This window comes from Sphingopyxis sp. 2PD (assembly GCF_005503695.1).
Lineage (GTDB): Bacteria > Pseudomonadota > Alphaproteobacteria > Sphingomonadales > Sphingomonadaceae > Sphingopyxis.
The window spans coordinates 20,464-33,751 of the sequence record NZ_SCMU01000012.1; the positions used below are offsets into that span (position 1 = coordinate 20,464).

Consider the following 13,288-nt stretch of genomic DNA (forward strand, 5'->3'; position numbering starts at 1 on the left):
TTTTAACAATCTTAGCGGACGATATGCAGCATCACTGATCATGCTGGCGTAAATATGACAGCGACGACACAGTTGCAGTCATGCGGAGGGCGAATGCAGCGCCAAGAGTTCGAAGCGCAGATTGCTGCGGCACATGACGATGCCGACGGTCTGCTCAAGATTTGCGACCTGCTCATGGGCCGATCTGAGCCTTGGGCGGGACGGCTGCGCATTGATGCGATGGCGCGTCGAATCGCGCTTCGCAAACTCCGCCCTTTTCCGGCCGGACCTTCGACCCCAGCGTCATCCTCTGCCGCTCCGGATTGGCTGGCAAGTCTAGGCATTGATGCTCCTGACGGGCGCCCCCTCTATCAATATCGGCTGAGCAAAGAGCAATTCACTGCAGCACAAGCCGAGCTGGAAAAGCGCGCACCCGCGATGTCTTTCCAGCGCAAAGTCTCTGACTGCGCCCTCTTCGTGCTCTGGGCGGCAGAATGGTATCGTCGCTGCTACGGTGGCGGTCTACAACGATGGCAAGATCTGGGAGATGAGATCGGTCTCGTTCTGGACCATGCGCCTTGGCGACGTGTCGCCGACGTTGGCCTTCGGTTCTGGAAAATCCCGCCGCTGCGTTTGAACGGCTTCCATCTTCGCCTGTCGGCGATCGCGCGGCAGGGCGGCTTTCCTGTGGCGGCCTTCTCCGGAGACTACAGCGGCTGGGCACGCCAATACCTTGAGCGGTTGACTGGGTTACTCCTGGCTGAGGCCGATCCAGATTTACCACGCGCCGACGCCCATGCCGCCGCACTCGACGCGATGATTCCGGTTACTTGGCGCCACGAGGGGATGCGGACCGTATGCGCTGAATTGGCGCTGCAGATCGTGCGACTCCGGCGCGAAGCAGAGGCCGGCGGCGCTGTGTCCGGATCGCTTGTCTCTGCTTGGCTCGACGTCAACCGCCCGGGCTGGCGGAACGACCTGCCGCTCCAAGTTGATGACGGGCGCGCACTCGTCGACGGATTGATCCGAGCTGCGCCGATAAGGGGAGGCAGCGGCAGCGTTCGCGCCACGCGGCTTTTGGTGCGCGAGCGCGGCGAGTGGCATGAGAAGGTGCGCCTCGAACTCCAGGGTTCCCTGCGAGAAATAGATCAGCGTGAACTGGCGGGCGCGTTGTCGGACGAATGGAGCCGATTGCGCCTGTATCCGGCTGGAGCGTTCGCGCGCCACGTTTCGGGAGAACTAGCAATCGTCGAACCCGGAGACGACCGGGATTGGACCGCTCGGCCGGCAACGTCGCGCATCGAGTTTGATCTTCCATTTCATGTGCCGGTGGAGGTCGAGCTGCGCGGCGAAGGCAAACGTGTTTGCGGGCCATTCCTACTCCCTCACGGGACGCGGGTCGCCGAAGGAGTGCGAGTTTTTCTTGCCGAGACAGTCGATGAAGATGAGCAGCCGACCCATCTCGCCCTTGTCGGCACCGGCAGTGGCGCTTTCCGGCCTCAAAGCCTCTTTCTCGATCTCCCGGATGACTGGAGTGTTGAGGCAGAGGGCGATGATAGTTCGTGCGGGCAGCTAGAGGGGGAAGGTGACGTTGGCCGGCACCTTTGGGATGTGTGCGGCACCCTGCGTGTTCGGTCAAAGCGCGGCGATTTGTATCTTATTCGCTGCGGCCAAGCGAATGACCGGCGCGACAGTCTTCATTTGATTGGCCAAGCACCGCGGGGATGCACCAGCGCACAGCCAGATTTGCAACTTCTTGTTGGGCTGCCCAGGCTCGAACTCAGGGATTCTGGCGTGGCGCGCGCACCCGCGGCCCGTGAAGCTTGGTGGCGTCTGGCAGGCATGCGGGATTGGATGCCGCTCGACCGCGATGTCACTCCAGGACACTGCGAGTTCGCGTGGCTCGACGGGAAGACTGGACATATTCGCGATCGCGCAGAAGCGATCGTTCTTCCGGAAGGTTTCGAGATACAGCGAGCGTTCGTTGGCGACTCCGTGGAATTCACCGTCGCCGGCTGGGATGGCAGCGTGCTGTGGGACGCGGGTCGATCCGCAGCAAGCGGTGGTTGGCGCATTCCCCGTCGCGGCGGTCGCCGCTCTTCGGGCGGGCTCACGCTCTCCCGACCTGGGATCGATCCAGTCGCGCTCGCGGTGCCCCTTCCCCACCAAGCTTGGATTTCGCATTGGACAACTGGTCCTGCCGATCGCGGCGCGAGATTATCCATTGCGACGCTCCATCAGTATGTGGCGCGTAGTGACCATATCGTCCAGTCCTTCCTCAACCGTTCACCCCACGGCGCAGTCAGGTAGGATACCGGCGCGATGATCGCGAAGCCGATCAGATTGACATAGCCGAGGCTGCCGGGCGGCAGGTCCTCGACATTCCAGCCGGTGACGACGAACGCCGCGGTCGCGGGAACGCTGATCAACAGGCCGAACAGCGCCGCTGTCCCGACCGCGCGGTGGATCGGGACATTGAACAGGGTCATCACCGGGACGCTGAGCGTCCCGCCGCCAATCCCCATCATGCTGGAAATGCCGCCGATGCCAAAAGGGATCGCCTGCCCGGCCGGTCCGCCGGGGACGGCGTCGGCGATATGTTTGCCCTCCAGCGGCAACAACATCCTGATCGCGACGATCAGCGCAACGACCCCGAACACCGCCGACAACATGTCGCCACTCACGCGCGACGCGAGCAGGACGCCGGCAATCGCGCCCAGAAAGATCGCGGCGCCCCAGCGGCGCAACTGATCGCGATCGACCGCGCCCTTGGCATGATGCGCGCGCGACGATGAGATGGCGGTCGGCACGATCGTCGCGAGCGAGGTGGCGACCGCGACATGCATCCGCACCGCGCTGTCGACGTCGAGCGCCGCAAGCACGAGGTCGAGCACCGGGACGATGACGATCCCGCCGCCGACGCCCAGCAATCCGGCAATCACGCCGCCGACCGCTCCGGTCAGCAGCATCATAGCCGCCAGCGTCAGCAGATCAGGATTCAAAAGCGAATGCATCGGCTCCCCCGCAAGTTCGATCTTGCTTGTGCGGATTGCCCGATATTCAGTCAAAGATAGAAAATGAGCCAATATATAACGAAAAATATATAACGATTGCGATCGAGCATTCTATATATTTTCAGGAATAGCAGTGCGGCGATTGGATATTATCGCATATAGCACAGACCCCGTAGCGCCGATGCCATGATGAAGATTGGCATCGCCGGGTTCGGCACCATCGGCCGCGTCGTGGCGCGCCATATCGAAGCCAGCGTGCTGCCGCTGGAACTCGCCGCGGTATCCGCGGGCGAACCGGTACGCGCCGCCACGGCGATGGCGCAGCTGCGCTCGCCGGTTCCGATCGTCGACACCGCCGGGCTCGTCGCTGTATCGGACGTCATCGTCGACAGCGCCCCCACGACCGCCTTTCGGGACATTGCCACCGCGACGCTCGGCGCAGGCAAAACGCTGGTCACGGTCAGTGGCGCGGCGCTCATGCAATGGCCCGAAGCGATCGAGATCGCCCGCGCGCATGGCGGGCGCATCATCCTGGCGACTGGGGCGCTGCTCGGGCTCGACGCCGTCCGCGCCGCCGCCGTCGGCACTATCCACTCGGTGACGATGGTGACGCGCAAGCCGGTGAAGTCGCTGGTCAAGGCCGAACATGTCGTGCGCAACCGCATCGACCTTTCGGGGCTTACCGAGCCGCTGAAAATCTTCGCGGGCAGCGCGCTCGAAGGGGCGATGGCTTTTCCCGCCAACGTCAATGTCGCCGCGGCGCTCGGGATGGCGGGGATCGGTCCGGCGCTGACCCAGCTCGAAATCTGGGCCGACCCGGCGCTCGAGCGCAACACCCACCGCATCATCGTCGATTCCGACAGCGCGCGCTTCGAACTGATCATCGAGAATATTCCCACCGACGAGAACCCCGGCACCGGCCGGATCACCGCGCAGAGTATCGTCGCGGCGCTCAATGATCTCGTCAGCCCCATCCGTATCGGAACCTAGAAAGGCCCAATCATGACCACCCGCCTCCGCCATGTGGCAATCGCATCCGCCGACCCCGACAATTCGGTCGGCTTCTTCACCGACGTGCTCGGCTGGACGCTGGCCGGCAAGATCGATAGCCGCAACGCGCGCGGCTATTATGTCACCGACGGCCACATCAACATCGCGCTCCTGTGCTTCAAGAACCGGCCCGCAGCGGGGATGGAATTCCCCGAAGGCTATACCGGGCTGCACCACATCGGTTTTCAGTGCGACGACATCGCCGCGGTCGTCGAGCGGTTCGAAAACTCGGGCTACGCGCCGCGCCACGACGTCAATCTGGCGCAGGGGCTGGGCAAGAACCCTGCCAAGGACAATGCCGAATATAAAATGACCGGCCCCGAAAATGTCATGGTCGACGTGTCCGAACGCGGCTGGGCGGGGACCGAAAGCTTTCAGGGCGCGCCCAAGGCGGACTGAACGCAGTGCCGCGTGACCGCGCGGACAAAAGGAAGGCGGCTGGAGTATCGCTCCGGCCGCCTTTTTTGGTGTCCGCAGGTGCAGTTTACATGGTCATTGCGAGCGAAGCGAAGCAATCCAGGGTGGCGTGAACCGCTCTGGATTGCTTCGCTTCGCTCGCAATGACGAAATTCCTAGCGGGCGCTACAACCCCAGGAACGCCTTCGCATTGCCACTCATGATCTTTGCCTTCTGCGCGGTGCTCAATCCGTCATGCCCCATCACCAGCGACCCGATGTCCTGCTCGCCGAGCGGGAACGGATGGTCGGATCCCAGCAGCACGCGATCCTCGCCCATCACATCGATCAGCAGGCTGAGCGCGCGCGGATCGAACACCGCGGAATCGACAAAGAAGCGATCGACGTAGCTCGACGGCGGATTGGGGCAATCGACGCGCACGATGTCGCGGTGGGTCCAGGCATTTTCGACGCGGCCGAGCAGGAAGGCAAAGCTGCCCCCGCCATGGCCAAAACAAATGCGCAGGTTCCGGGGCAGCCGTTCGAACGCGCCCGACAGGATCAGCGACAGGATCGAAAGCTGGGTCTCCGCGGGCATCGCCACAAGCCAGGGCAGCATATATTTGGGCATCCGCTCGCGCGCCATCATGTCCCATGGGTGGATCAGCACGGCGGCGCCGACGTCGGCGCAATGGGTCAGAAAGGTCTGAATTCCCGCATCGTCGAGGTTGCGCAGCCCCATATGATTGCCGATCTGGACCCCCAGATGGCCGGTCGCCATCGCGCGGCTGACTTCGGCGCACGACAGGTCGATGTCCTGGAGCGGCACCTGCGCCAAGGCCTTCATGCGATCGGGCGCATGGTTGCAGAAGATCAGCGCTTCGTCGTTGAAGCGCTGCGCGCATTCCAGCGCCTTCGCCGCCGGGCGGCTATAGCCGAACATGATCGGGGTGGCGCAGATGACCTGCAAATCGATGCCCTGCGCATCGAGCGCCTCGACCCGCCGCGCGGGGTCCCACAAGATGTCGTCGACGGGGCGAAACTCGCTTGCCCCCTGCATGATGAAACCCTCGCCGCCGCCGGCATCGTGCAGCCACGGCAGCCCTTCGGTTTCCGCCCAGGCGCGATAATCCGCATCCATCAAGGGAAAGAAATGGCTGTGCATGTCGATGACCGCCATTTTTTGTGAAGCCTCTTTGGTCATGACTATTGCCGCATCCCCGTTCGCCGTCGCGCCTGCTCGCCGGATCGGGCGCAGGCCATGACCGTGGGTAACGGCGCTTGGCTATCAACAATAATCCCGAGACTTGCCCTCGCTATTATAAAATGGATATAACCATCGAAATCCGCTGTCCGGGGGCCAAGATGCCAAAGTTCCACGAAAATTTTCTGCTGAGTCGTTTGAAATTGCGCCAGCTGCGCCTGCTCACCGCGATCGCCGACGAGGGCACGGTGCTGAAAGGGTCGCAGGCGCTGAACATCGCCCAGCCCGCCGCGACCAAGAGCATCAAGGAGCTGGAGGACGCGCTGGGTGTCCAGCTGTTCGATCGCTCGTCGCGCGGGGTGACGCCGACCGACTTTGGCCAGGTCATGATCAAACATGCCAAGCTGATCCTGACCCAGCTGCGCCACGCGGGCGAGGAACTGCAATCGCTGGAGGAAGGGCTGTCGGGCCGCGTCCATGTCGGCACGTTGCTCGCCGCATCGACCTCGCTGCTACCGCGCGCGCTGGCGCGGCTGCGCGAACGACGCCCGGGGATCGCGGTGACGGTCGACGAAGGCACGATCGACCGCCTGATGCCCGGGCTGCGCACCGGCGACATCGATGTCGTGCTGGGCCGCTTGCCCGAATATCGCGAGCGCGAGGGGCTGCGTCAGGAGGTACTCTATCGGGACACCGTCTCGATCATGGTGCGCGAGGGGCATCCGCTGACCCAGCGTGGCGGCCTCAAGCTCGCAGACCTGATCGACCAGGCGTGGGTGATGCCGCCGCCGCAGACATCACTGCGCCGCCAGGTCGATCACGCCTTTCGCCACGAAGGACTAGAGCCGCCGCACGACGTCATCGAGTCGGTTTCGATCCTGACCAACCATGCGCTGCTGATGAACACCGACATGCTGGCGACGATGCCGCATCAGGTCGGCATGGGTCAGGCGGGGCTCACCGCGCTGCCCGTGATATTGGAGGGGGCAAATTCGCGCATCGGCGCGACGACCCATGCGCATGGCGAGTTGTCGGCGGCGGCGCGCTACTTCATGGCGGTCGTCCACGAGGTCGCCGCCGAGATCCGCGCCGAGCTGGGGCAGGATCAGGACGTCGCGGACGGTCCGGGCGAGAGCCGCCGCCAAACAAAATAGGCCGACGCCACGATCACCAGCCACGGCACCCCGGCGATCACCGCGGTCTGCCAAAAGTCGGTATCGAGCGCCATCGTCACCGCGATCGCGCCGAGCAGCGTCAGGCCCAATAGCTGCGCATAGGGGAAGAAGGGCATCTGTACGGGCAGATCGGCGGCGCGGTGCTGGCGCCGGAACCGCAGGTGGCTGACCAGGATCGTGCTCCACACCAACAGCCCGCCGAACAGCGTGATCCCGAACAGATAATTATAGGCGAGCGGGGTCAGGATCGACACCGACGCCGCGGCGAGGATGCAGACGCCGGTCAGCAGCGTCGCGCGCATCGGCACTTTCTGCGCGTTCAATTCGCCCAGCGCGCGCGGGGCATAGCCGCCACGCGCCAGCGAGAACAGCATCCGCGACCCCATATAGATGCTGGTGTTCATCGCCGACAGCGCCGCCGAGGCGACGACGAAGTTCATCACCCCCGCGGCATAGGGAATTCCCGCGCTGGCGAACATCTTCACGAACGGGCTTTCGGTGACGACCTTGGCGCCCGATTCGGTCCATGGCAGGAAGGCGACGATGATGAACAGCGCGAGGATGTAGAACAGGAACAACCGCGCCGCCATCGTACGCAGTGCCGCCGGAATTGCGGTTTTCGGATCTTTCGCCTCGCTGGCGGTACCGACGACGAACTCCAGCCCCATGAAGGAAAACAGCGCCATCAACACCGCCATCCACACGCCTGAAAAGCCGTTGGGAAAGAAACCGCCGGCCAGCCCGGTGACATTGTGCAGGCCCACCGGGTCGCCGACGATCCCGAAAATGCGCGACAGGCCGACCATGATGAAGCCGACGATCGCCGACACCTTGATGACCGTCAGCCAATATTCGACCGACCCGAAATTATGCACCGCGCGGGTGTTGACCCACACGACGACAGCGGCGCTGCCGATCGCCCACATCCACACCGGCGTATCGGGATACCACCAGCTCATGTAGATGCCGACCGCGACGGCTTCGCTGCCGATCAGCAAGACCTGCTGGATCCAGTAGGTATAGCGGACGATGAACCCCATCATCGGGCCGAGATAGATTTCGGCATAGGTACCGAAAGATCCGGCAGTTGGATGGACGACCGCCATTTCGGACAGGCTGAACACCATGATCACCGCGATCAGCGCCGCGATCGCATAGCTCACCAGCACCGCGGGACCGGCGTAGCCGATCGCGATGCCCGACCCCATGAACAGCCCGGTGCCGATCGCGCCGCCCAGCCCGATCATGATGATCTGCGCCTTAGTCAGCCCGCGTTCGAGCCCCGCCTCGCGGTCCACACAGGACTGTTCGTCCATCGCCATCCCCCCTAAATCTTGATCATGTGACGGCGTCGCGCGCCTGATGTTCGGGTTGTTTCCAGACGCCCTGATCCATGATCGTCACCAGCCGGTCGACGGCATCCCAGACATCGGCATAGCCAATGTAGAGCGGGGTAAAGCCGAAGCGCACCGTATCGGGGGCGCGGAAATCGCCGATCACCCCGGCGGCGATCAGTGCGCGCATGATCGGATAGCCCTCGGCATGCGCAAACGACACCTGACTGCCGCGCGCCGTGGCGTCGCGGGGCGAAGCCAGCGTAAAGCCGTGCCCGGCGCATCTTTGTTCGACCAGGCGGATGAACAGGTCGGTCAGCGCCATCGACTTGGTGCGGATCTCCGCCATGTCGGCCTGCAAATGAATGTCGAGCCCGGTTTCGACGAGTGCCATCGACAGGATCGGCTGGGTACCGATCAGAAACTGCCGCAGCCCCGGCTCCGGACGGTAACCGGGTTCGAAGGCGAAGGGCGCGGCATGGCCCCACCATCCGGTGACCGGCTGCGACGCCTGTCCCTGATGCCGCTTCGCCGCGAACAGGAAGGCTGGCGAACCGGGGCCACCGTTCAGATATTTATAGGTGCAGCCGACCGCAAAATCGGCATTGCAGCCATTCAGGTCGACCGGCATCGCCCCGGCGCTGTGGCACAGATCCCAGATCGCGAGCGCCCCCGCAGCGTGGGCGCGCGCGGTGATCGCCGCCATATCGTGGACATGCCCGCTCTTGTAATGAACATGAGTGATGGCAACCGCGACGGTGCTTTCGTCGATAGCGCCGGCAATTTCGTCCTTTTCGCACAGGCGCACCGTCACGCGCCCGCCGGTCGCCGCGGCGACGCCTTCGGCAATATAATTATTGGTCGGAAAATTGCTGCCCTCGAGGATCAGCACGCTGCGGTCGGGCCGCATCGCGACCGCCGCCGACAACACCTTGAACAGATTCTGGCTGGTCGAATCGCAGACGATCACCTCGCCCGCCGCGGCGCCGATCAGCGGCGCGAGCTTGTCGCCCAGCCGTTCGGGCAGGTCGAACCAACCGGCGCTGTTCCAGCTCTTGATCAGGTCGGTGCCCCATTCGTGGGTCACCACCGCCTGCGCCCGCGCGCTCGCCGCCTTTGGCATCGCCCCCAGCGAATTTCCGTCGAGATAGATGATGCCGTCGGGCAGGACGAACTGATCGCGCACCGGCGCCAGCGCGTCGGCGCGGTCCATCGCCTCGCACCACGCGCGGTCGGGCGTTTCGGGAATTGCCATTGTGGCGAGATCAAGCGTCATGGAAACATATCACCTTTGTCTGGGACATTTCGCGCATCGCAAAGCGCACGCCTTCACGCCCCATATTGCCCCGCCCGGCGCCGCCGAATGGCATCGCGTCGAGCCGATAGTCGGTCGAATCATTGATCATCACTCCGGCGACCCGCAAGCGCCGCGCCGCGTGGCGCGCGTGACGGATCGATTCGGTGAAGATCGCAGCGTGGATGGCATAATCAGCGCGGTTCGCCGCGTCGATGGCGGCATCGAGGTCGGCAAATCGAAACAGGCTGGCAACCGGGCCAAAGGCCTCGTCACACGCGACGCGCGCATCGTCGGCGACGCCCGCCAGCAGGGTCGGGCGCACCAGCGTTCCGGCGCGCTCGCCGCCCGCGAGCACGGTCGCGCCCTGCGCCACCGCCTCGGCGGTCCACGCGACGATCCGTTCGGCCTGCGCGGCCGAGATCATCGGTCCGATGTCGGTGGCGGGATCGGTCGGATCGCCGACGCGTAAGTCTTGTACGTGCGCGACCAGCGCATCGCGAAAGGCGTCATGCACGCCTTCGTGGACATAGATGCGCTGGACGCCGATGCAATTCTGCCCCGCCGCGCCAAAGGCGCCCGCCACGCAGGCATCGGCGGCCCGCGCGATGTCCGCATCGTCCATGACGATTACCGGGCCATTGCCGCCAAGCTCCATAGCCAGCCGCTTGATCCCCGCCGCGCGCGTTATCGCCTGGCCGACGCTGGCGCCGCCGGTAAAGCTGACCATCGCGACATCGGGATGCCCGGTCAGCGCGTCGCCAAAATCGCGCCCGCGCCCGGTCAACAACTGCAACGACCCGTCGGGCAGCCCCGCCGCAAGCAACAGCCGCGCGAGCATGATCGCCACCAGCGGCGCCTGCTCCGCGGGCTTCAGCACGACCGCGTTACCGGCGCCCAGCGCCGGACCCAGCTTGTGGCAGATCAGGTTGAGCGGGTCATTGAACGGCGTGATCGCGGCGATCACGCCCAAAGGTTCATAGATATAATGGCCCGACCGCGCTTCGCCGCCCGGAAAGCTGTCGAAGGCAATCGTTTCGCCCGCGAGCCGCGTCGCCTCTTCGGCTGAAAGGCGCAGCGTGTTGACCGCACGCGCGACCTCGCGCGCCGCGCTGCGGATCGGCTTGCCCGTCTCGGCGGTGATTGCCGCAGCAAAGCGCGCTGCATCGCCGTCCAACGCCAGCGCGGTATCGTGAAGGATGCGCGCGCGGGTGCCGGTCGACAGCGCGCGCATTGCCTCTGCCCCTTCAACCGCGCTCGCCACCGCGCGCTCGACATGGCCCGCATCGGCGCAGGCGACCTCGGCCAACGCCGCGCCCGACCAAGGATTGACTACCGTCATTGTCGCCGCTGCCGCCTCCCAGCGACCGTCGATCAACAGCGATCGGCCGCTGTCGAACGCGACATGCATCATGGCTTGTCCTTGCGCAGCACTAGGCCGTCATATTCGTGGCTGTCGAGCAATGCCTCGACAATCACCGGGCCATCCGCGGCAAAGCCCGCCTCCAGCGCGGCGCGGAATTCGGCCGGATCGCGTGTGACGGTGACCGGAACCCCGAACAGCGACGGACCGCCGATCGTTCCCTCGGCCCGCACCGGCGTGCCGTAAATCGGGTTCGATTTCTTTTCCTGCTTGATGCGGATGAGCGCGAGGTCGTTGTCGGTAAACACGATGATGACGATCGGCAATTTCTCGCGCACCGCCGTCGCGAGTTCGCCGACGGTCATCAGGAAACCGCCGTCGCCCAGCACGCAGCACACCGGCGTATCCGGGCGGCAAAGCTTGGCCGCGATCGCCGCGGGCAATCCGAAACCCATCGCCGACCAGCCGTTGGTCATGATCTGGGTACCCGGCGCCGGGGTACGCCAATGCTGGCCGATCAGATGCGTATGCGCGCCGACGTCGCAGGTCATAATGCCATCATCGGGCAACACGTCGCGCAGGACGTCGAGCGCCGCGCACGGCCCAAAGGCGCCGTCTCGCCCGGCAAGCTTGGCGAACATCGCGTCCTTGCGCGCGGCGAGCGCGGCCAGATCCCAATCCTTGCCGTCGACCGGCAGCGCCAGCAGGGCATCGAGCGTCGGCGCGATCGCCCCGACCACATCGGCAACCACAGGGTACTGTGCAGCATCGATGTCCGCCGGCGCGATGTCGATGCTGGCAAGCGCCAGCCCGTCGCGCATCCAGTTTTCATAATTGAACTCGATCGGGTCGTACCCGACCGCGACGACCAGATCGGCCTCGGCATGGGTCAGTCCCACCATGTCGGACAACGCGTGGAACAATACCCCGGCATAGTTGGGATGGGCTTCGGCGATCATGCCCTTGGCCATCGGCGTCAGCAGCACCGGCAGGCCGAAGCGTTCGGCCAGCGCCACGATGCGGTCCTGCACGCTCGCGCGAACCGCGCCCAGCCCGATCGCCAGCACCGGCTTGCGCGCAGCAGTGAAAGCCGAGACCAGCGCGGCGACATCATCTTCGGCGGCGGCAGGCACCGGATCGGCGGCGACCGCTCCAATCTGCGCTGCGTCGACAGCGACCGCGCTCATTCCCTGCGGCAACCCGACATGCACCGCGCCGGGGCGGCCCGACAATGCGATCCGCGCCGCCGCCGCCAGCATATCGACCGCGGTGTCGGCCTCGATTCGCATCGTCGCCTTGGTGAGCGGCGCGAACAGCGCCTGATGGTCGATCCCCATCTGGATCGTACGGCTGCGCCAAGGCGCGGGCATTTCGTCGGTCAGCGCGATCATCGGTGACCGGTCGAGCGTTGCGCCGCCGACCCCGGTGGCCAGGTTGGTCGCGCCGGGGCCAAAGGTGCCGAAACAGACACCGGGCACGCCGGTCAGACGCCCGCACACGTCGGCCATGAAACCCGCGCCGCCCTCATGACTGACAAGGACGAAGTCGATGCCGTCGGTGGTGCGGATCGCCTCCATATAATCGACCCAGCCGCCGCTCGGCACGCCAAAGACATGGCGCACCCCCATATCGCGGAGCGCCGCAACGACATTGCGGGCCACATTGGTCGATTTCATGCGCGATCCTTCAAACAGAGCCTGTCTCTGCAAGCGGCCTAGGCCGACCTGTCATAAACAAATAATACCGAATGGCCGCGTCGATATATGCCAGAAGTTATATGGGACGCGTCAGACGAAGCGATTGGCGATCGCGCCAACGCCGTCGATGCCGCCCGCGACCCGGTCGCCAGCGACGATGCGTCCGACGCCTGCGGGGGTGCCGGTATAGATCAGATCGCCCGCCTTCAGCTCGACATAGGTCGACAGTTCGGCGATGATGTCGGCCACCGGCCAGATCATGTCGGCAATGTCGCCGTCCTGGCGCAGCTCATCGTTGACCGACAGCCAGATGCGCGCCGTGGATGGATGGCCGACCTCGGTCACCGGGCGGATCGGCGACAGCACCGCGCTATGGTCGAAACCCTTGGCCATGTCCCACGGTCGCCCCCCGGCCTTGGCATCGGCCTGCAGATCGCGGCGGGTCAAATCGTTGCCGACAGCATAGCCGAACACCGCTGCCAGCGCGTCGTCCTCGCCGATATTGGCGCCACCGCCTCCCAGCGCCACGACCAGCTCGATCTCGTGATGCAGGTTGGTGGTGCGCGGCGGCATCACAATGTCGGCGCCCGCCGCGACAATCGCATCGGCGGGTTTGGAAAAGAAAAAGGGCGGTTCGCGGTCGGGATCACCGCCCATTTCGCGGGCATGATCGGCATAATTTTTGCCGACGCAAAAGATGCGCCGGATCGGAAACCGCCGATCGCTCCCGGCAATTTCGGCGGACGGATGATCGATCGAAAAGACGGTATTCATGCGGCGCCC

Annotated in this window: 11 protein-coding genes; 4 read left to right on the forward strand and 7 right to left on the reverse strand. The window is 64.7% G+C overall.

The annotated features are described in order from the left end of the window. Positions 1 to 93: 93 nt before the first annotated feature. Entirely contained in the window at positions 94 to 2,289 is a 2,196-nt protein-coding gene (locus FFS18_RS10465) for an STY4851/ECs_5259 family protein (protein WP_137870767.1), read from the forward strand. On the opposite strand, the gene FFS18_RS10470 is transcribed toward FFS18_RS10465, so the two are convergent. After that, on the reverse strand, positions 2,217 to 2,993 hold the full coding sequence (locus FFS18_RS10470; RefSeq protein ID WP_137870768.1) for a sulfite exporter TauE/SafE family protein: 777 nt from the start codon (positions 2,991 to 2,993) through the stop codon (positions 2,217 to 2,219). The genes FFS18_RS10465 and FFS18_RS10470 overlap by 73 nt on opposite strands. A 186-nt stretch (positions 2,994 to 3,179) precedes the next feature. Between FFS18_RS10470 and FFS18_RS10475 the strand changes: the two genes are divergently transcribed. After that, positions 3,180 to 3,983, forward strand: a complete 804-nt coding sequence (locus FFS18_RS10475) for an aspartate dehydrogenase (protein ID WP_137870769.1) — start codon at positions 3,180 to 3,182, stop codon at positions 3,981 to 3,983. 12 nt (positions 3,984 to 3,995) lie between these two features. Further along, on the forward strand, positions 3,996 to 4,442 hold the full coding sequence (locus FFS18_RS10480) for a VOC family protein (protein ID WP_120217059.1): 447 nt from the start codon (positions 3,996 to 3,998) through the stop codon (positions 4,440 to 4,442). Positions 4,443 to 4,625: 183 nt separating this feature from the next. On the opposite strand, the gene FFS18_RS10485 is transcribed toward FFS18_RS10480, so the two are convergent. Then, positions 4,626 to 5,618 (reverse strand): amidohydrolase family protein, encoded by a 993-nt coding sequence (locus FFS18_RS10485; RefSeq protein WP_120217060.1) that lies wholly within the window; start codon positions 5,616 to 5,618, stop codon positions 4,626 to 4,628. 146 nt (positions 5,619 to 5,764) lie between these two features. Between FFS18_RS10485 and FFS18_RS10490 the strand changes: the two genes are divergently transcribed. Further along, positions 5,765 to 6,796, forward strand: a complete 1,032-nt coding sequence (locus tag FFS18_RS10490) for a LysR family transcriptional regulator (RefSeq protein ID WP_249340368.1) — start codon at positions 5,765 to 5,767, stop codon at positions 6,794 to 6,796. On the opposite strand, the gene FFS18_RS10495 is transcribed toward FFS18_RS10490, so the two are convergent. The 5 genes from FFS18_RS10495 to FFS18_RS10515 form a co-directional block, all read right to left on the reverse strand. Next, complete coding sequence (locus tag FFS18_RS10495; RefSeq protein WP_249340369.1) at positions 6,748 to 8,133, reverse strand: amino acid permease; 1,386 nt, start codon at positions 8,131 to 8,133, stop codon at positions 6,748 to 6,750. The two genes, FFS18_RS10490 and FFS18_RS10495, sit on opposite strands and share 49 nt — an antisense overlap. 22 nt (positions 8,134 to 8,155) lie before the next feature. Next, the gene (gene kynU, locus FFS18_RS10500) at positions 8,156 to 9,427 is read right to left on the reverse strand and encodes a kynureninase (protein ID WP_249340370.1); all 1,272 of its coding nucleotides are present in this window, start codon (positions 9,425 to 9,427) and stop codon (positions 8,156 to 8,158) included. Beyond that, entirely contained in the window at positions 9,417 to 10,859 is a 1,443-nt protein-coding gene (locus tag FFS18_RS10505; protein WP_249340371.1) for an aldehyde dehydrogenase family protein, read from the reverse strand. The genes kynU and FFS18_RS10505 overlap by 11 nt, the downstream gene beginning before the upstream one ends. Next, a complete protein-coding gene (locus FFS18_RS10510) occupies positions 10,856 to 12,484 on the reverse strand; it encodes a thiamine pyrophosphate-binding protein (protein ID WP_137870771.1) in 1,629 nt (542 codons plus the stop codon). Before FFS18_RS10510 ends, FFS18_RS10505 begins: the two co-directional genes overlap by 4 nt. 111 nt (positions 12,485 to 12,595) lie before the next feature. Next, positions 12,596 to 13,279, reverse strand: a complete 684-nt coding sequence (locus tag FFS18_RS10515; RefSeq protein WP_120218283.1) for a fumarylacetoacetate hydrolase family protein — start codon at positions 13,277 to 13,279, stop codon at positions 12,596 to 12,598. Positions 13,280 to 13,288: the final 9 nt, after the last annotated feature.